This window comes from Pararhodobacter sp. SW119 (assembly GCF_017811755.1).
Taxonomy (GTDB): Bacteria; Pseudomonadota; Alphaproteobacteria; order Rhodobacterales; family Rhodobacteraceae; genus Pararhodobacter.
In genome coordinates this window covers 1-18,651 of record NZ_JADDJF010000039.1, presented here as the reverse complement: position 1 = coordinate 18,651, position 18,651 = coordinate 1, and the positions used below count along the sequence as shown (strand labels likewise).

At 63.5% G+C, this 18,651-nt stretch carries 19 protein-coding genes; 12 read left to right on the top strand and 7 right to left on the bottom strand.

From position 1 onward, the window contains the following. Nucleotides 1-126: 126 nt before the first annotated feature. A complete protein-coding gene (locus IM708_RS16330) occupies nucleotides 127-411 on the top strand; it encodes an SH3 domain-containing protein (protein ID WP_209427651.1) in 285 nt (94 codons plus the stop codon). Here the strand turns inward: IM708_RS16330 and IM708_RS16325 are convergent. Next, nucleotides 393-764, bottom strand: a complete 372-nt coding sequence (locus IM708_RS16325) for a hypothetical protein (protein ID WP_209427650.1) — start codon at nucleotides 762-764, stop codon at nucleotides 393-395. The genes IM708_RS16330 and IM708_RS16325 overlap by 19 nt on opposite strands. 278 nt (nucleotides 765-1,042) lie before the next feature. Here IM708_RS16325 and IM708_RS16320 point away from each other — a divergent pair, with 278 nt between their 5' ends. The 11 genes from IM708_RS16320 to IM708_RS16270 all read left to right on the top strand — a co-directional run bounded on the left by IM708_RS16320 (nucleotide 1,043) and on the right by IM708_RS16270 (nucleotide 11,765). Further along, nucleotides 1,043-2,074, top strand: a complete 1,032-nt coding sequence (locus tag IM708_RS16320) for a GlxA family transcriptional regulator (protein ID WP_209427649.1) — start codon at nucleotides 1,043-1,045, stop codon at nucleotides 2,072-2,074. An 89-nt stretch (nucleotides 2,075-2,163) separates the two neighbouring features. Continuing rightward, entirely contained in the window at nucleotides 2,164-2,814 is a 651-nt protein-coding gene (locus IM708_RS16315; protein ID WP_209427648.1) for an ABC transporter permease, read from the top strand. Between the two features lie 14 nt (nucleotides 2,815-2,828). Continuing rightward, the gene (locus tag IM708_RS16310) at nucleotides 2,829-3,962 is read left to right on the top strand and encodes an ABC transporter ATP-binding protein (protein ID WP_209427647.1); all 1,134 of its coding nucleotides are present in this window, start codon (nucleotides 2,829-2,831) and stop codon (nucleotides 3,960-3,962) included. A 59-nt stretch (nucleotides 3,963-4,021) separates the two neighbouring features. Continuing rightward, nucleotides 4,022-4,699 carry an ABC transporter permease gene (locus IM708_RS16305; protein WP_245243253.1) on the top strand — a complete coding sequence of 226 codons (678 nt, stop codon included), beginning with the start codon at nucleotides 4,022-4,024 and terminating at the stop codon, nucleotides 4,697-4,699. 39 nt (nucleotides 4,700-4,738) lie between these two features. Next, nucleotides 4,739-5,620, top strand: coding sequence for a glycine betaine ABC transporter substrate-binding protein (locus IM708_RS16300; RefSeq protein ID WP_209427645.1), 882 nt, complete (start codon nucleotides 4,739-4,741; stop codon nucleotides 5,618-5,620). Nucleotides 5,621-5,648: 28 nt separating this feature from the next. Next, the gene (locus IM708_RS16295; protein WP_209427644.1) at nucleotides 5,649-6,527 is read left to right on the top strand and encodes a nitrilase-related carbon-nitrogen hydrolase; all 879 of its coding nucleotides are present in this window, start codon (nucleotides 5,649-5,651) and stop codon (nucleotides 6,525-6,527) included. Nucleotides 6,528-6,534: 7 nt separating this feature from the next. After that, nucleotides 6,535-7,725, top strand: a complete 1,191-nt coding sequence (locus IM708_RS16290; protein ID WP_209427643.1) for an acyl-CoA dehydrogenase — start codon at nucleotides 6,535-6,537, stop codon at nucleotides 7,723-7,725. Nucleotides 7,726-7,735: 10 nt separating this feature from the next. Continuing rightward, entirely contained in the window at nucleotides 7,736-9,277 is a 1,542-nt protein-coding gene (locus tag IM708_RS16285) for a long-chain-fatty-acid--CoA ligase (protein ID WP_209427642.1), read from the top strand. Between the two features lie 14 nt (nucleotides 9,278-9,291). Further along, nucleotides 9,292-10,092: a crotonase/enoyl-CoA hydratase family protein gene (locus IM708_RS16280; protein WP_209427641.1), complete on the top strand. Its 801-nt coding sequence runs from the start codon at nucleotides 9,292-9,294 to the stop codon at nucleotides 10,090-10,092. A gap of 406 nt (nucleotides 10,093-10,498) precedes the next feature. Continuing rightward, nucleotides 10,499-11,263 (top strand): crotonase/enoyl-CoA hydratase family protein, encoded by a 765-nt coding sequence (locus IM708_RS16275; RefSeq protein ID WP_209427640.1) that lies wholly within the window; start codon nucleotides 10,499-10,501, stop codon nucleotides 11,261-11,263. Nucleotides 11,264-11,474: 211 nt separating this feature from the next. Beyond that, nucleotides 11,475-11,765 carry a DUF6880 family protein gene (locus tag IM708_RS16270; protein ID WP_209427639.1) on the top strand — a complete coding sequence of 97 codons (291 nt, stop codon included), beginning with the start codon at nucleotides 11,475-11,477 and terminating at the stop codon, nucleotides 11,763-11,765. Nucleotides 11,766-11,781: 16 nt separating this feature from the next. On the opposite strand, the gene IM708_RS16265 is transcribed toward IM708_RS16270, so the two are convergent. The 6 genes from IM708_RS16265 to IM708_RS16240 all read right to left on the bottom strand — a co-directional run bounded on the left by IM708_RS16265 (nucleotide 11,782) and on the right by IM708_RS16240 (nucleotide 17,962). Further along, nucleotides 11,782-12,702, bottom strand: coding sequence for an AraC family transcriptional regulator (locus tag IM708_RS16265; RefSeq protein WP_209427638.1), 921 nt, complete (start codon nucleotides 12,700-12,702; stop codon nucleotides 11,782-11,784). Beyond that, nucleotides 12,699-13,145 carry a methyltransferase domain-containing protein gene (locus IM708_RS16260; RefSeq protein ID WP_209427637.1) on the bottom strand — a complete coding sequence of 149 codons (447 nt, stop codon included), beginning with the start codon at nucleotides 13,143-13,145 and terminating at the stop codon, nucleotides 12,699-12,701. The genes IM708_RS16265 and IM708_RS16260 overlap by 4 nt, the downstream gene beginning before the upstream one ends. A gap of 137 nt (nucleotides 13,146-13,282) precedes the next feature. Next, on the bottom strand, nucleotides 13,283-15,349 hold the full coding sequence (locus IM708_RS16255) for a molybdopterin cofactor-binding domain-containing protein (protein WP_209427636.1): 2,067 nt from the start codon (nucleotides 15,347-15,349) through the stop codon (nucleotides 13,283-13,285). Beyond that, entirely contained in the window at nucleotides 15,349-15,804 is a 456-nt protein-coding gene (locus IM708_RS16250; protein WP_209427635.1) for a (2Fe-2S)-binding protein, read from the bottom strand. The genes IM708_RS16255 and IM708_RS16250 overlap by 1 nt, the downstream gene beginning before the upstream one ends. A gap of 567 nt (nucleotides 15,805-16,371) precedes the next feature. Further along, the gene (locus IM708_RS16245) at nucleotides 16,372-16,821 is read right to left on the bottom strand and encodes a MarR family winged helix-turn-helix transcriptional regulator (RefSeq protein ID WP_209427634.1); all 450 of its coding nucleotides are present in this window, start codon (nucleotides 16,819-16,821) and stop codon (nucleotides 16,372-16,374) included. Further along, a complete protein-coding gene (locus tag IM708_RS16240; protein ID WP_209427633.1) occupies nucleotides 16,814-17,962 on the bottom strand; it encodes a twin-arginine translocation pathway signal protein in 1,149 nt (382 codons plus the stop codon). The genes IM708_RS16245 and IM708_RS16240 overlap by 8 nt, the downstream gene beginning before the upstream one ends. Nucleotides 17,963-18,651: the final 689 nt, after the last annotated feature.

Genomic DNA, 18,651 nt, shown 5'->3' with positions numbered 1-18,651 from the left:
CGGCAACTCGCGCCCTCATCTTTGCAAGCGGCTGCTCTTGAGAAGAGCCATCCTTGCCAATGGCCGAATTCTGATTCAGATGTTCGTCCCGGCATCCAAGCCGGAGATCGCGGTCGGGGCCCAAGCATGCGTTCTGCACTCATTCCTTCGCTGGTCTCGATCCTGCTCATCGCTGGCTGCGCCGGCGGTCCAGGCAGCCGGGCCGTCGTCGAGCGCGCGGGAAGCGATCTCCTGAAGCTCAGGGCTGGCCCCGGGCTCGACTACAGGATCAACCTGGGCCTGCCGGACGGTACCGCCCTTACGCGCCACCACTGCGTAACCGAAGTAGGTCAGCTCTGGTGCCGGGTCTCACTCCGCGATGCGCCGGGAGTGACGGGATACGTCTCGGCCGACTATCTGTCCGGGTCCTGACCCCAGCCCTCAACGCGTCTGGGGGCTGGGGGCGTTGTATGGTAGTGCAGTACAGGGGCGCGCAGCCCCAGCGCGCGGGCGAGTTCGGTGACGAGCCGGGCGGAGGGGCCGTCCTCGCCATCTTCGAGCGCGATCACCAGTCCACTCACCGGCAGCAAGCGCCGGTAGCCCAGTATCGCCGCGTCGCCCCGGTTGTCGCTGGCCCAGCGCCAGATCCGGCAGCGCGCCAGTATGGGCCAGGTGATGCTGTGATCGGGGTGGAGTCGCGCGGGGTCGTTCCAAACATCTCGGCCAAAGTCGGAATGGCGATCAGCGCGTGGGAACCGGACGGTGAAAGGCAATATCCACCGCATCTCCACCTCGCCGCCTTTTGCGATTGGGAGAGCGTCACGCAGCGTTCAGGCGTCGAAGAAGCATTTGGCCGAACGCGTCCAATACCCTAAACTGCCTTGCACGGTCACCGAAGGAGGGAAACGGCGATGGTTCGTGCCGAGCCGGTTCTGCCGTCTGCATGGCTCGCATGGTCGTGCATTCTGTGCAAGTGCAGAATTGGTAAGTTTCGGCTCCATTGGCAACTCTACGAAACTGAAATCATACGCATTTGTCGTTTACGGAGACGCCGGTGCCACGATTGGAGATCAAGTACGCCCGAACTTTGAATCAAAGGACCGGGCAGGAGCCGCCCTTCCGGGTTGCGTTCCTCGTCATTCCAGGGTTCTCGCTCATGGCGCTGAGTTCGGCCATCGAACCTCTCCGGTCGCTGAACCGCCATGTTGGTGAAGTCCGCTACGAATGGTTTCTGATCGGAGAAGCTGCTGGGACTGTTGCAGCCAGCAACGGGCTGGTCTTGCAGGCCAGCTACGGGATTAACGATGCGCCATCCGCCGACCTGACCGTGGTCGTCGCCAGCCTTTATATTGAGGCCTTCCATGACAGAAGCGTGTTCGCGTTCCTGCGCCGGGTTCGCGCGCAGCGGAGGCTGATCGGTGCGATCAGCACCGGCTCGCTCCTGCTGGCCCGTGCCGGCCTGCTGACTGGCCGACGTGTGACGATCCACTGGGAGTTCGGACCGTTGCTGGCGGAGGAGTTTCCCGGAGTGGATGTTTGCCGAGCGCTATACTGCCGTGACGGCGACATAATGACGGCGGGAGGCGGTACGGCGGCGCTCGACATGATGCTGGATCTCATAGCGTCGCGCGATGGCCGGACGGCTGCATCGAGCGTGGCGGATCAGTTCCTCTATGGCCGGCTCCGGCCGGGCGACGAACTTCAACGTGACGACGTCCGTTGGCGTTACCAACTCACCGACCGTCGGATCGAAGCCGCCATCCGTATCATGGAGGCCGCACTGAGTACTCCACTGCGGATCGCTCAGATCGCGGATGCGGCAAACATCTCCGAGCGCCAACTCGAGCGGTTGTTCCTGACCAACCTCGGCATGTCGCCATCCGACTTCTACATGGACTTGCGTCTGACGGCCGCGCGTTCGCGGCTTCTCCACTCGAGTGACACTCTGGAAGAGATTGCAGTCTCGATGGGCTTTTCGAGCCAGGCGCATTTCAGTCGGGCAATCAAGGCGTGGTGCGGCGAGTCGCCACTGACACTCCGCATGCGTCGGCGACAGGTTGTCGGATCGGTGCAAAAGGATGTCGGCAGGCCATAGCAGTTTCTCAGGTGACCTAACGTAAAGCTGCGCAGTGAGCGGTCGTGAAGAAGCCACTTTGCGCGCTACGCTTGGGAAACGCCTGCCTCATGGATACCATCCAGTTCATTATTGCCAACCTTGGCGTGATCGGCTCTCTGGCGGTCCAGCACATCTGGATCGTCGGGGTTGCGGTCGGACTCGCCGTGCTTACCGGCGTGCCGATCGGCATAGCGATCACCCAAGACAAGAACGTCGCGGCAACCATCCTCTACGTCGCCTCGATCATCGTGACGATTCCCTCAATCGCGCTCTTCGGCCTGATGATACCCTTGCTCTCGATGATCGGGCAGGGGATCGGTTGGCTGCCTGCCGTGATCGCAATCCTTCTCTACTCGCAATTGCCGATCATCCGGAACACCTACACCGCGATCACCAACGTCGATCCGGCGCTACGCGAGGCCGCCCGCGGCATGGGCATGACGCCGCTGCAAAGGCTCTGGCAGGTCGAGATCCCGATAGCGGTGCCCGTTATCATGGCCGGCGTACGCACGGCAGTGGTGATGAACATCGGCGTCGCGGCGATTGCCGCCTATATCGGAGCGGGCGGGCTTGGCGTGCTGATCTCGCGCGGTATCAGCCAGAGCGATCCGCGCCAGCTAATCGCCGGGGCGCTGGCCGTATCACTGCTCGCCATCGTCGCGGACTACGTCCTGCTTCTCATTCAGAAGCGCATGACCCCCGCCGGTCTCAAGAGATAAGGGAGGAGCGGGTCATGATCCGCCTCGAAGAACTGACCAAGGTGTTCGAGACACCGAACGGCCCGGTGGTCGCCGCCGACAAGGTGACCATGGAGGTACCTGCGGGCGAGATCTGCGTCCTTCTCGGCCCCTCGGGCTGTGGAAAGACAACGGCGCTCAAGATGGTCAACCGGCTGGTGCCGCCGACCTCGGGCAAAATATTCATCGACGACAAGGACACATCAAAGCTCAACGACGTCCAGTTGCGCCGCTCCATCGGCTATGTCATCCAGCAGATCGGCCTCTTCCCCAACATGACCATCGAGGAGAACATCTGCGTCGTGCCGCGGCTGCTCGGCTGGGACAGCGCCAGGGCCAAGAAGCGGGCAGCCGAACTGCTCGACTTGGTCGGCCTCGATGCCAAGCTCTTCCTTCGTCGCTACCCCAAGGAACTCTCGGGTGGCCAGCAACAGCGCGTCGGCGTGATCCGCGCCCTCGCCGCCGACCCGCCAGTTATGCTGATGGACGAGCCGTTCGGCGCGATCGACCCGATCAATCGCGAGGTGATCCAGGACGAATTCCTAAAGATGCAGTCCGAAATCAAGAAGACGATCATGTTCGTCAGTCACGACATCGACGAGGCGGTCAAGATGGGTGACAAGATCGCCATCTTCCGCGCCGGCAAAATCGAGCAGTACGACAGCCCCGACAAGGTCCTCGCCCACCCCGCTAACGCCTTCGTCGCCGATTTCGTCGGCGCCGACCGCACCCTCAAGCGCCTGCGCCTGGTCACTGTTGAGGCAGTGTCCGACCGCGCCTGGCCGGCGATTTCACGGCACGCCAAGGTCCGTGACGCGCTCGTCGCAATGCGTGAGCACAATGCTCATGTCGCCATCGTACTCGACTCCGATCAACGCCCCACGGGCTACCTGACCGAGGAGATGGCCGAGGGTGCGGGTGGCGTTGCCCAGGATGTTGCGCGCCCGGTTCCCACCACGGTGCCGGCCCGCGCCGATCTGCGCGCCGTCGTGTCCGAGATGTTTGCCAACGACGTGATGTGGCTGACCTGCGTCGATGACGGCGGTCGCTTCGCCGGGGTGGTGACGCAGGCCGCCGTCACGGCGGTGCTTGGCGAAACCTACCGCAAGCCAGGCTTGGTGGCACTATGAGCAGTGCCTCCGCCACCCCAGTCGGCGCGCCCCGGCGCAGCTTTCTGCTGCCAGTCCTCATGCTGGCGCTGGGTCTGCTCATCGGCCTCTCCGGCATCGTGGGACAGATCGCACTCTACTGGGACGACATTGTCTATCTTGCTCAGGAGCATGTCGTGCTCGTGGCCTCCTCGGGTGGTGCCGCGATCCTGGTTGGTGTGCCGGTCGGTATCCTGCTTTCGCGGCCTTCGATGCAGCGCGTGGCTGAGTCGGTCATGCAGATATTCAATATCGGCACGACGATCCCGACGCTCGCGGTGATCGCGCTGTCGATGACCCTCCTTGGCATCGGCTTCGCGCCGGCGTTCTTCGGCCTCTTCGTCGCTTCGCTGCTGCCGATCGTACGAAATACCTATGCCGGCCTCCTCGCAGTGCCCGGCCATTACAAGGAGGCGGCACACGGAATGGGCATGACGCCCATTCAGATCCTTACGCGGGTCGAGATGCCGAACGCGCTATACGTGATTTTCTCCGGCATCCGCACTGCGCTGGCGATCAACGTCGGCACCACGCCGCTGGCCTTCCTCATCGGCGGTGGTGGGCTGGGTGAGTTGATCTTCACCGGCATCGACCTGATGGACACCGGGATGCTGCTTGCCGGCGCCATCCCGACGGCGGCACTCGCCGTGCTCGTAGACTGGATGATGGGGCAGGCGCAGCTGCGGCTGATTCCGAAGGGCGTAAACCCGCTCCGCTGAGAGCGGTGGAACTTATCACTTCAATGGAAAGGACATCCGATGTTCGCACACAGCTTCAAGACAATGCTCGCCGGCGCGATCCTCTTTGCCGGTGCGGCCCAGGCCCAGACGATCGTCGTCGGCGGCAAGAATTTCACTGAACAGCAGATCCTGACGTCCATGACGTCGCAGCTCCTGGAGGCCAACGGTTTCTCCACTGACAACCGCGGCGGCATGGGCTCGGCGGTGGTGCGCCAGGCGATGGAGAACGGCCAGATCGACGTCTACTGGGAATACACCGGGACCTCGCTGATCACCTACAACGGCATCGAAGAGCAGATGGACGCCGAGCAGACCTACAATACGGTCAAGGAGCTTGACGCCGAGAAGGGTATCGTCTGGCTCAACCCCTCCGAGGCCAACAACACCTACGCCCTCGCCATGCGCCGCGAGCAGGCCGAGGAACTCGGCATCTCGACGCTGTCGGAGATGGCCGAGCGCATCAACACTGAGAACGACCTGACGCTTGCCTCGAACGCTGAATGGTATGCGCGCGCCGACGGCTTCGGGCCGCTGCAACAGACCTACGGCTTCAGCCTTGGCCGCGCCCAGGTTAGGCGGATGGATTCGGGGCTGGTCTACGAGGCGCTCCGCAACGGCAACGTCGAGGTCGGCCTCGTCTTCGCAACTGACGGTCGCATCCCCGCCTTTGACTTCGTGACGCTCGAGGACGACCTCGGCTTCTTTCCCGCCTATGCGCTGGCGCCGAACATCCGCGCCGAGATCCTCGAGGCGCATCCCGAAATCGGCGACCTGCTCAACGAACTTTCGGCTCGGCTCGACGACGAGACGATGGCCCGGCTCAATGCCCGGGTCGATGTGGAACGCGTAGCGATCGAGCAGGTCGCGGCCGACTTCCTGGCCGAAGAAGGGCTGATGTAGACAAGAACACTTGCAGGGATCTTTGCCAATGGCCCGCTACCTCAAGGTCGGCGTCGCGCAGTTCGCCAGCGCGATCGGCGACGTCGACGCCAACCTCAAGGCGCATCTCTCCTGGATCGCTGAGGGGCGGGCGGCGGGCCTCGATCTCCTGGTGATGCCGGAAGTTTCCCTGACCGGGCATTTCGGCGTCGAAACCCTCCTTGCGAGTGCGATACGACGCAGCGATCCGCGGCTATCCCAACTCGCCGAGGCGGCCGGTGACATGCCGGTAGTCGTCGGCTTCATCGAAGAAGGGCGCGGCGCGCAGTTCTACAATGCGTCCGCCGTTCTTCGCAATGGCCAGCTCGCCTACTTGCACCGCAAGGTCAACCTGCCGAGTTACGGCCGGCTGGAAGAGGGCAAGCATTACGCCGCCGGCCGCTTTGTCGACAACTGCGTACTTGACGATGACTGGGCAGCGGGGCTGCTGATCTGCGCCGATGTGTGGAACCCGTCTCTGACGCATCTGGCGTTTCTGCACGGAGCGTCGCTGCTGATCTGTCCGGTCAGCTCCGGCGTCGAGGCTGTAGGGATCGACTTCGACAATCCCGGCGGCTGGGCGCTGACCATGCGGTTCTACGCGATGATGTACGGCGCTCCGGCGATCATGGCCAACCGCGTCGGGATCGAGCGCGATCTGACCTTCTGGGGTGGCTCGCGGATCGTCGATGCCTTCGGGCGCGAGGTCGCGGTGGCGGGCGCCGGCGAGGAAATGATTACCGCGGAGCTCGACTTTCACGACGTGCGCCGGGCCCGCCACCTTCTGCCAACGGTGCGAGACAGTAACATCGGTCTGGTGCACCGCGAGATGACGCGGCTTATCGAGACGCTCGGCGTGCCTGAATTCGTGCGCGGCGACAGCAAGTGAGGCGACCATGCGAGATTTCTTTCTGACCGACGAGGATCGCGCCTTTCGGGCCGAGATCCGCGACTTCCTCGAGCGCGAGCTTGCCCCCCATGCCGCGGCGATCGAGCGAGACGAGGATTGGGAGGCGGTCAGGCGTGTCGTGCGCGCGCTCGGTACGGCCGGCTACATGAAGCTGATGTTTCGCGATCTCTACGAAGGAGCTCTGTCAAAGCCCGGCCTTACCCACGCCACGATGCTTTCGGAAGAGGCTGCCTATCTCAACTACGCATTCGAGACGACCATCGCCACCGCGCTCTCCTGTGCCTATCCGCTGCACGCGCACGCGCGCCCCGAAATCCGCGAGCGGTATCTCACCCCGATCCTAGAGGGCAGCGCGATCGGCTCGGTCTGCATGACCGAGCCCAACGTCGGCTCCGACAGCGCCAGCATGGAGACGCGTATCCGCTTTGACAAGCCCGCTCGCGAATGGGTGATTGACGGTTTCAAGCGCTACATCTCCAACGCGACCAAGTCCGACATCTACATCGTCTGGGGCATCACCGACCCAGACGTCGTCCCCCAGAAGGGCATGTCGGCGGTCGCGGTGCCGGCCGACAGCGCCGGCCTGTCGTTCCCCCGCACCTACGACTTCATGGGACGGCGGGGCTGCGTCGTGGGCGAGGTCGCCTTCGACGCCGTTCGGGTGCCCGAGGCGAACCTGCTCGGCCAGGAAAACGCCGGTTTCCGCATCATGCTCGGCGCCTTCAACTTCGAGCGTGCGATACTCGGCGGCTCGGGCCTTGGCGTCGCGCGCTCGGCTTTCGACATCGCCCGTGAGCATGCGCAGCATCGCGTGGTCTTCGGACAGAAGCTCGGCCAGAAGCAGCTCATCTGGGACATGGTGGCCGAGATGAGCTGGCGCATCGACGCGGCGGAACTGCTCACCTACCGCGCGGCAAAGATGTACGACGCCGGCATGGACGGCAAGGAGCTGATGCGGGAGGCGGCACAGGCCAAGCTGGTTTCGACCGAGACGGCGGTGTTCTGCGCCGACCGCACAGTGCAGATCCTCGGTGGTGACGGCGTGACGCGCCAGTTCGGCCGTGCCGAGCAGATCTACCGCGATGCCCGCGCGCTGCCCATTGTCGGCGGCTCGTCGGAGATGGCCAAATATCTCATAGCCGCGCGCGAGATGCCGGCGATCAAACCAAACCTCTGAGGACCATCCGATGCACATTGCGCGCATTCTCGAAGCCTCGGTCGAACGCTTCCCAAACCACACAGCGCTGGTCTATGAGGACCGCCGGTGGACCTTCGCCGACTGGCACGCCCGCGTGCGCCGATTCGCGCAAGCGCTATCCGACCTCGGCGTCCGCCCCGGCGACCGGGTCGCCTTTTACATCTCGACTTCCGAGAATTCGGTGACAACCTATTTCGGCTGCCAGATCCTCGGTGCTGTCGCTGTGCCGCTGAACTTCCGCCTCAGTCCCGGCGAGGCCGCCTTCATCATCAAGGACAGCGGCGCGAGGGTGCTGGTCTACGGTCGCCATCTGACCGAGAACGCGCTCAAGATTGCCGCGCAGACCCGCTCGGTGCACGATCTCATCAGCTGTGCCTACGATCCCGCGAACGTGCCCGAAGGCCATCACCACTTCGAGACCTTGGCGGAGGGGACACTCGACCGCGACGAGCCCCGCCCGATCCCCGCCGGCACCGACATCTCGGCGCTTGTCTATACCTCCGGCACTACCGGCCGACCCAAGGGTGTGATCCACACTCATGCCAACGACGTCGCCATCGCGATGAACTGCGTGATGGAATACGGGCTCAAGCACACCGATATCGCGCTGCACATCGCGCCGCTCTACCATGTGGGCGGCATGCAGGCCTACTTCCTTCCGCATCTGATGGTCGGCGGCACCAATGTCGTGCTCGGCCGCTACGAAGCGGAGAAGACGCTCGACATGATTGCCTCCGAGCGCATCACCACGCTCTTCGCGGTTCCGACGCAGATCCAGGAAATGCTGTTCCATCCCCGCTTTAGCGAAATCGACACGAGTTCGTTGCGGCTGATCACGACCGGTGGGGCCGCCATCGCCTCGGCGGTGATGCAGCGGGTGATTGAGGAGTTCTGCCCGAACATCTTCAACGGTTACGGCATGACCGAGGCCTCACTGACCCTGGTCCTCCACCCCGAGGACGCCCTGCGCAAGCTTGGCTCCTGCGGTCAACCAACGCTGATCTCTGAATGCCGGGTGATCGACCCCGCGCCGGGCGCTGCCCCGTCTGCGACCCTGCCACCGGGCCAAGTCGGCCAGCTTATCGTGCGCGGCCCCCAGGCGATGACCGGCTACTGGAACAACCCCTTCGAGACATCGAAAAAGCTGAAGGCGGGCTGGATCTATACCGGTGACCTGTTCTCGAAAGACGAGGAAGGTTTCTATACCTTTCACGGCCGCGCCGACGACATGATCGTGTCGGGCGGCGAGAACATCTACCCGCGCGAGATCGAGGAGATTCTGTATCGGTGCCCCGGCGTCCAGGAGGCGGCGGTCCTCGGCCTGCCCGACGAGAAATGGGGCCAGATCGTCGCGGCCTATATCGTCGCCTCCGACGCGGCACTCACGGCTGCCGATCTCGACGCGTTCTGCAAGGCGAGCGAAGACCTCGCGCCTTACAAGCGGCCGAAGCGCTACCACTTCATGGATGCGCTGCCGACCAATCCAAGCGGCAAAGTGTTGAAGCGCGAGCTTCTCGCCGCCGCGACATGAAGGAGCCCGAACCCTTGACCGAGAAATTACTCTACGATCAGGACGGCCATGTCGTCACCCTGACCTTCAACATGCCCGACACGCGCAACGCGCTGACCGACATGGACCTGTGCAGCGCCATCGTTGCGGCAATGCACCGGATCGGCCGCGATCCCTCGGTGCGCTGCGCCATCGTCACCGGGGCGGGCAAGGCCTTTTCCTCAGGCGGCAATCTCAAGCACATGAAGGAGAAGTCCTCGATCTTCGGCGGCGACGCGATCGACGCAAAGGACGGCTATCGCAACGGCATCCAGCAGCTCGCCAAGGCGATGTGGGAATGCGAGGTTCCGCTGATCGCTGCCGTCAACGGGCCGGCCTATGGCGCGGGCTGCGACACGACCTGCCTGTGCGACATCCGCATCGCCTCGACCCGCGCTACCTTCGCCGAGAATTTCGTGCGGGTAGGGCTGATCTCCGGCGATGGTGGCGCCTGGCTGCTGCCTCGCCAAATCGGCCTCAGCCGCGCCGCGGAGATGACCTTCACCGGCGAGCCGGTGGACGCGGAGACCGCGCTTGCCTGGGGCCTCGTATCCACGGTGGTGGAGCCCGACGACCTCCTTCCTGAGGCCCGCGTGCTTGCCGCGCGCATCGCGGTCAACCCGCCGCGCCAGCTTCGGATGGCCAAGCGTCTGCTTCGCGAGGGACTGAATACCCGGCTCGATATCGTGCTGGAGCTTGCCGCCGCCTACCAAGGCGCATGCCATCAGACCGAGGACCATGCGGAGGCGGTCGATTCGTTGCTGGAAAAACGCGCGCCCGCCTTCTCCGGGCGCTGACATCCGGCGATGAACTCCGCGGCCCTCATCGAATTCCTTCACGACGACGCAGCCACATGATGCTCTGCATCGCCCATCCGAGCATGCTCCGGAACTGCCTCGGCTGTGGCGCGATGGCCGGTGTCTCGGCGGCGGACGGCTGCGGGGTACCCGCCGTCACCGCCCCGGGCGAGTACGTTTTCGGGCTGTGCTCGGATCTTGGCGTGACCCGGCGCATCTTTGAGCAAGATTTCAGGCCGCTACCGGTCTCCCGCGGGGCACACCAATCTCTGCGCGCTGTACTTGATTTGCGTGCGCCGCATGGCGCGTTGGTCGAACGGGTCCGGATGGCGGTCGAGGGCCTTGGCGGTGCGTTCGTCCAAGGGTGCACCGAATGGTGCAATTCTTCAGCAGAAGGAGCTTCACCGTGAGCGATTCCGTTCTTTACGATATCCGCGGGCCAGCCGCGATCCTGACGCTGAACCGCCCGGCGCAGCGCAACTCGGTCGATGCCGAAATGACGGGCGCTCTGCGGAGTAACCTTTCGCGATTCGAAGCCGACGAGAATGCACGGGTCGGCATATTGACCGGCGCCGGCGACGTGTTCTGCGCCGGCATGGACCTGAAGGCGTTCCTCGACGGTGACGGCGAGGCGATCCTTTTCGGCGACGGCCACTTCGCAGGGTTCGTGAACGCTCCGCGGACGAAGCCAGTGATTGCCGCCGTGAACGGCCCTGCGTTGGCTGGCGGTTGCGAGCTTGCGCTCGCTTGCGACCTGATCATCGCCAGCGACACGGCCGCCTTCGGGCTGCCGGAGGTTGGCGTCGGGCTCTTCGCCTGTGCCGGCGGCCCGTTCCGCCTCGCCCGCCGGATACCGGCCACACGCGCGTTGGAGCTTGCCCTGACCGGCGACCGCCTTCCCGCGGAAGAGGCCCTCGGTCTCGGCCTCGTCAACCGGGTCGTCCCGAAATCGGAGGTGCTCGACGCGGCCGTCGCGCTTGCGGCTCGCATTGCCCGCAACGCGCCGCTCGGCGTAGCCGCCTCGCTCGCTCTTTCTCGCGCAGCCTCGGCCGAGCACGACCTCTGGGAACTCAACGATGCGCTCTGGGCCAAGGTCGGCATTTCGAGTGACGCCCGCGAGGGGCCGCTGGCCTTCAAGGAAAAGCGAGAACCAAGGTGGCGCGGCGTCTGACCTGGCGGCAGAACTCCCCAAATGAAAACTTGGTCGCATCTGGGTCGTTGAACACAATCCATGGCCGAAGCGTTCCCCGATCGGCAGGACATAGTTGCTGCTACTGACGATGTTGGGCAATGTCGACCATTAGCTTCCATGATGTCCAAGAAGACCTTGAAAAAGGCAAATCTCGAAAAGATGAGCGCGGAAAGGCTCGCCGAGCTGGTCATTGGTTCAGGACACCCTGGATGGCGCGAAATCCAAGCGACACCGCTACGCCGCCCGCCATCTCGCCGAATGCCCGTCATGCGATAACGTCATCGACGACTACGGCAGCTTCCCCGTGCATGCGCAATTCGTTGAAGCGCTCAAGCAGAAACACCGCCGCAAGTATGGGTTCTGGGAACTGGTTGCGCGTAAGGTCGGCCCAGAGCGGTCGTTCAGTCAGCAAAGCCTGAGTGTCCGCAACGGCGACCACCCATTCTGCAAACTTGGCTTGGCGGTCAGGGCAGGCAGGTGAGCCGGTTTACTATCAGCTACTGGCCGAAGTCCGCACGGTAGCCACTGGGTGTCCTACCGACAGCGCGGCTGAACGTACGTGCAAAATGAGCCTGATCTGCAAATCCCGCGATGAAGCCAATCTCTGCCAGCGCAGGACCGTTTGCATTACACAGATGAGTTGCCGCAACCTCGACCCTTGCCTCTGTTACAAGCCGGGAGAAAGAGACCGACCTCTCGGTCAGACGACGCTGCAATGTACGGGGCGAGGCACCAGTTTCGGCGGCGAGACTGGCAACCGTCCAGCGGCGCACCGGGTCAGCGACCAAGCGGTTTCGCAGGCATGAAACCGGGTCAGGGTCCAGACTTGCATCGGAACCAACTGCGGTCTTGCGCTTGCCCGCTGTCGTCAGGATGACGCTGCCGATCCTTTGCGTCATATTTGGGCTCTGCCAATTGCCAAGGCTGCGCCAGACCTCGCCTGTCGCATTGGCCAGCGTCACATCCGTCGTTCCTATCATTTCGGCCAGGACCGTGAGAAGTCCGAGCACCAACAGGGTTTCCGCCAGAATTGGCGGCGGGCCATCGTCTCGCGCTTGATGGGTCAGGCGAAAGCAGTCCGCGCCAAGCTGCTCTGCCGCAATCGTATGTCGCCCATGGCTGAAGCGTTCCAGCCGGTGCCACCGGTCCATGAGGTCAGGCATGTCCTTTGAACAGGTGAGGGCCTGCACGACAGGCTCTGGTGCCATCGACCGCGCGGCGTCTGCAATGGACAGGATGGCCAGTGGGCCATGGCTTGCAAGGACCTCGCCGAGCACATCACGCTTGGCCATGAGTGAAACATGCGCGGTCGAGGACGTCGGCACCGGGATAGAGATACCCTGCCGTGACAGCCCCGCCGCGACCAGGCGCATCATCGCAGCCGAGGCAAAATCGGTTCCATCGACTGTTCTCGTCATGCGCTCTGCTCCTTTCGGAAAACAGCATAGACCGAAGCGGGTGGAATGTTCAAAGGAACGAAGGTTCGGCGCTGCGTCACCAAACCGAGACGGGCAAGCATCGCGGACGGAATCGGGCACCGCTGCCCGTAGGTGAACAGGCGAAGTTCGCCATCTGGTTTGAGAACCGTCATGCACCCCGCCAAGATTCGTAGCACCTTGGTCGGCTGCATTGACAGCAGCGGCAGACCGCAGATGACCAAGCCGACACCGCCGGGACCAAAGGGCGAGAGGTATCGGACGCGCGCGGCATCCGCATGGATCACCGCCACCTGTGGAAAGCGCCGCGCCATGGCGGCGGCAAAGTTTTCGCTCGCCTCTATGACAGCGACGTGCGCCGGGGAAACCCCGCGTCGCAGCAGTGCAGCCGTGAATACTCCTGTGCCGGGACCAAGTTCGACCACAGGTCCACAGGTAGCCGTCAGCCCTTGCGTTATGGCATCTGCAAGCCTCGCGCTTGAAGGGACGACGGCTCCGACACGCAGCGGCGCTCGCAGCCACTCGCGTCCAAACAGGTGTGGGTGGCCAGAACTCTGCCTTCTCATGTCGCCAGATCCTCGGTCCGAACCGGAAAGCGCACCAGGCGCTGTCCCGTCGCCGCTCGGATCGCATTGGCTATGGCACCAGGGCCGGCGACTATGGCGGTTTCTCCCGCACCTTGCGGCGGGCGGTCACTCTGGATCAGATCAACGATAATGGCCGGTACATCAGTCATGCGCGGGATCGGGGCATCCGCAAAGCTCTGGGCTGTGACATGCCCGGCTGCGGTGGGCAGATCGTCGGTCAGCACCATGCCAAGGCTCCAGATCAGATTGCCTTCGCATTGCGCGCGAACCTGATCGGGGTTGATGACGAGCCCACAGTCATGGACACACCACAGCCGGGTGACCCGCACCCGCCCTCGGCTGTCGACGGAAACATCGGCCACCGCCGCCGCATGGCTGGTGACCTTGTAGGTGCCGCAGCCGACACCGCGCCCCAGACGCAGACCCTCGACCGACGCAAGCGGACGGCCCCAGGCTGCGATCTCACCCACCCGCTCAAGAACCGCCGTCAGAAGCGGGTCGGCAACATGCGCAAGACGAAACGCAAGCGGATCGACGCCGGCCACCCGCGCGGCCTCATCGATGGCGCTTTCGATGGCCAGTGCGTTTGGCCCGGCACCCAGCCCGCGCCATGGGCCGGCATGCACGGGCAACCGCACCATGTCATAGGCCGCGCGGGCGCGGCCGAGGACGTAGGGGGCGACCATGCCCCGCGCCACGCCACCGTCGCCAGCAAAAATGTCTGTCCCGCGCTGCATCCACGACGGCACGACCGCGGCGGTGAACAAGATGTGCGAGCTCATCTGGGCGTGATCCCAATCGGTGATCCGGCCTTGCGCCACGCGCGCCCTGATCCGGTGCGAGGATGGCGGGCGATGGAACCCCAACGCGTATTCCTGCGCCCGCGTCCACTGCACCTTGACGGGGCTTCCGGTGGCCAGCGTCAGCGCCGCCGCCTCGGCCTCTACCGTGCAAATCGTCTTGCCGCCGAATGCCCCGCCGATCCGGCAGGATTGCACGGAGACCGCCTCGCCCGACAGTCCGAAGGCATCGGCGAGAAAATCACGGACATAGAAGGCATCCTGGGCTCCGGCCCAGACCCGCAGCGCGCTGTCCTGCCATGATGCTAAGGCCGCGCGCGGCTCGATCGGTCCGTGGGCCGCCATGGGAACATCGACGCGCAGGTCGACATCCCAGGGCCCATCGTCCGGCGCGCCATCCAAAACCGCATGTGGCAGTGTCCCTGTGGACAGACGGGCATCAACGTCGATAACCCGCGCGATGTCAGACCGCGGATGTGGGCCTGCGATGGACCAGTGCACCCCCAAAGCCTCCGCGATGGCATCCAGTGCGCCGGGACGGGCCGCGACAACGCCAAGCCCCTGCGCCTGCCCGATGGGCGGGCCGCAATCCTCGATTACCGCGACAAAACCCGGGATCGCGCGCGCAGCGTCAAGGTTCCAGCGTAAGGGGCCAGACGGTACTTCGACCGAGGCGGGGGCCCGCAGCACGCGGCCAAACAGCATTCCGGGCAGGCGCATATCGGCAGCATAAAGTGGCGCGCCAGTCACGATCCCGCGGCCTTGGGTGATTTCGGGGCTGGCACCGATCAGGCCACCGGCGCGCAGCGCGCGCAACGCGGCCATAGGCCGGGGCGTGACGCGGACCTGACCCGCAACCTGTCCAGCCGCCAAGGCATCGCGCAAGGCGGCGCATGCCTGTGCCAAGGGTTCGGCGAACAGCATCACCGATTCACTGCCCACCGTCGCCTTGACACGCGGCATGTCGGTTGCGTGCAGCACCACATCGACCGTGTTCCATTCGGCACCAAGTTCGGTGCAAGCGATCTGCTTCAACGCGGTCGCGATGTTCTGCCCCATCTCGGCGCGCGGCAGGGACAGGGTAAAACGCTCATCCCTGTGTGCGATCCAGCCAAGCGCCGTTTCAGCGTCTGGATTGGGACGTTTGGGAATGACTGGGACCTGGCTCCAGACACCGACCCCCGCGCCAATCAGCGCAACCAGCCCACCTGCGGCAGCCGCGAGAAACGTACGCCGGCGCATCAGACACGCTCCGCCGCAGACATGATCGCGGCGCGAATACGCGGATAGGTGCCACACCTGCAAAGATTCCCGTCCATCGCCACATCGATATCGTCATCCGAAAGATCGGGCACCTGTACCAGCAGCGCGACCGCCGCCATGATCTGCCCGGCCTGGCAATAGCCACATTGCGGCACACCGAAGTCCAGCCAAGCTTGCTGAACTGGATGCAAAGCATCCCTCTCGGCCAGCCCTTCGATCGTGCGGACGCTCAGCCCGTCCACGTCGCCGGCCCGGGTGATGCAGGCGCGCGCGGGCAATCCGTCGATAATGATCGTGCAGGCCCCGCAAATGCCGACCCCGCAGCCGAACTTCGCACCCGTCAACGCGAAATGTTCGCGCAACAGAAACAGCAGTGGCTCATCGGCCCAATCGGGTGGGATGTCGTGGCTTTGACCATTTAGATTGAAGGACATGAGTGACTCCCGTTCGTGGTTTGAACGGGAGATAACGTGTGGATGAACAGCGGTCTTGAACGATCGCGCCAACCTGGACGAAAATTATTGAAGCACGGAGCGAATATTCCCTCCCCCCGCAGCGATCGACAGCTCTCCGCCCTCGTGTCGGACTTGCGGCGTGTGCGCACGCGTAGGCGCTTTGACAGCAGTGCCCCGCGGGGTGGTGTAGGAGCAGGCCGCGCGCGAAGCCTATGGCGTAGCGCAGCGCGCGGCCGGGGCTGGCGGCCACTATGCTTCTTCGTGGTCTGAGGTTGTTCAAAGACCGACGACAACGAAGGAGAGCACGATGACCGAGACGGTGGTCGACCTTCCGGGGGTAATCGCCAAGAGCGATGACGCGGATTATCTGCGCGAACTGATCCTTGGGCAAATACCACATAACTTTTGACAGGTCGGCGCCCTTCTCGGCGATCAAGTTCGTTTGGTGGCGCAATGGTGTTTGCATCCTTTTGATTGTTCTGCATTTGCATGCGCATCCCTTGTAGTCCGACAGTCAGCGCGAGCATCGAACATCGGACGGATGCGTCAGTTGTCGCGGTCGGTATCGAGGAACTTGCGCAGAGCTTCCAGACCGGGAAGCAACTCGGCGGCGCGTTCGGGCGGGATGGTTGCGGCAATGCGCGCGATATCGGGTTCGAGCGCGTCGATGGCCGATTGCCTGAATGTGCGGCCCGCTTCGGTGATGTAGACCAGTTTGGAGCGGCCATCTTTCGGGTTCGGGCGGAACTCAATCAAGGCCGCGCTTTCCAGCACCGAGAGGGAATGCGCCATCGAGGTCTTGGGCACCTGGAACGCGCGCGCCAGGGCCATGGGCGTCTGCCCGTCTTTGACCCGCACGAGGTGGTTCAGAACAGAGAACTGCGGCAGAACGAAACCCGGCGGTAGCCGGGCTTCGAACAGGGCGCGCGACAGCTGCTCGATGATCCCGATCTCGTTGAAAAGGCGGAAATAGACGGGTAGGGCGCTTTCAGACATCCACGATCCTTGTTTCCAGCGGCCAGCGCGGGCTGGGCGCAACCTGAGGGCCGTAACCTATCCGCGCCAGCATCTGAACGGTTCCGCCTTCGGGTGCAAGCCGTTCATGGACCTCCGCATAGGGCTGGGCCATTTCAGGAAATTCCTGCAAGGCTTGGCTGAGCGGTTGAAACCCGAGCCCTTCTGCGGTCGCGGCGAGGTTCACGCGCAACCAGTCGGAACCGGTCGCGATCTGATCGATCCTGGTATTCCTTTCTGTCACCAGCCAGAGGTGCCCCATTGCGGTGTCCGTGTTGGCAAAGACTGCATCCAGCCCCGAACGGTGGGCCATTGAATCCGGGTCCATGGCCGCGGCGCGGGTGAACAGACCGGTCAGGCGCAGTGTTTCGAACATTGGTCCGGTAAAGTCTATGCCGTCTGGGTTCGCATCGACTTCATACCGCCCGATCCGGAACAGATCGACGCTTTCCTGGAAAGTGTGGGGTGTTTCAACTTCGATTCGAAGGGCTTCGCGCGTCAGCGCCCGCCAGGCCGCAACCTCGGACGCATCCACCGTGCCACCGAAACGCGTCCCATTGGTCGCCGCAGCGGCGATCCGCGGTATCGCTGCCACATCGACCGCACGGGTCGTGTCGAACGGTTCCTTGTTCGAGCGTCGACCAAGGACCTGGGCGAACAATGGGTCACGTACAACGCCGACATCCTCCGTAAAGACAATGCGCGCCACCGGCCGTTGATCCAGCATTGCTGGGTCACTGCCCTGTGGGAAAAGGGTGATGTCGACGCGCTGGCCATCCTCGGCTGCTGCCATCCGCAGCAACTCGAGAAAACAGCCAAGGCCAATGGTGATTTGCCGGTTGTAGGGGTCGGTGTGTGGAAGCAGCCTGTTGCGATCGACATGAAGTGCAACGATGCCCGCGTCTGACAAGTCTGCCATCCATGGCTGCCGGTTATGCGGATTGGGTGCGAGCAGCGCCCACGAAAGGGCTCGCTTGCGTGGATCATCGTATCCACCGGCCTGCTTCCAGGGGAGACTGGCCGTCCTTGGCTGCCGCGTCACGGTATGACCGAGGGTGCCGCCTGCGGCCAGGATCGCGCCACCACCAACCAGCGCGAGCATCTTCCGACGTGAGAGTGACATGTTGGCTCCTTATTGTTCGATGTCGGTCTATATAGATCGACATCGAACAATATGCAAGCTGTCACTTCCTCGGCCAGATGGTTCGCTGCCGGGTGAGAAAACTCGCTTCCCGGACAATTGCTGTTGCTCAGTTTTCGATAGCTGATCATGTTGCCTGGATCGGCTGTCCGGTTGATCTCTTGAGCGCATTCGCGCCTTCAATATCTCGGAAATCTGCGCGGAAGCTGCTCGGGGGCGTTCCGACGGCGCGGCCAAACGTGCGCGCGAAATTCGCTTGATCGGAGAAGCCTGCGATTCCTATCCTCAAGACGACCGACCGCCCCTTCCAAGTGGGCAAGCATGTCGGGCTCGGTGCGGTAAATCGTGTGAACGGCCGGTATAGTGAACTTCTGCGGGAGCAATGCCGCACCTGCATCGGTCGGCTTACCGCCCTTCACGTCGGTGGATCTGCGACCGCGAAAAGAACCTGGGCACCTGCGGCGAATGTCCAGAATCCCGCAAAGCGCCGCACACAAGTCTGAAGCGTCTTCTGCTTTTTCTCGTGGATAATAGGGAACTCAATTCACGAAACGCGCGCCGAATTTCGCTCCCGGCGCGACGAAAGACATGCGCAGTGTCGCGTTCTGGTCGTGGAGCGATGCCGGTCCGCACCGCGTGCGGGTCATCGATGGTCACGGCCATTGGCTGCA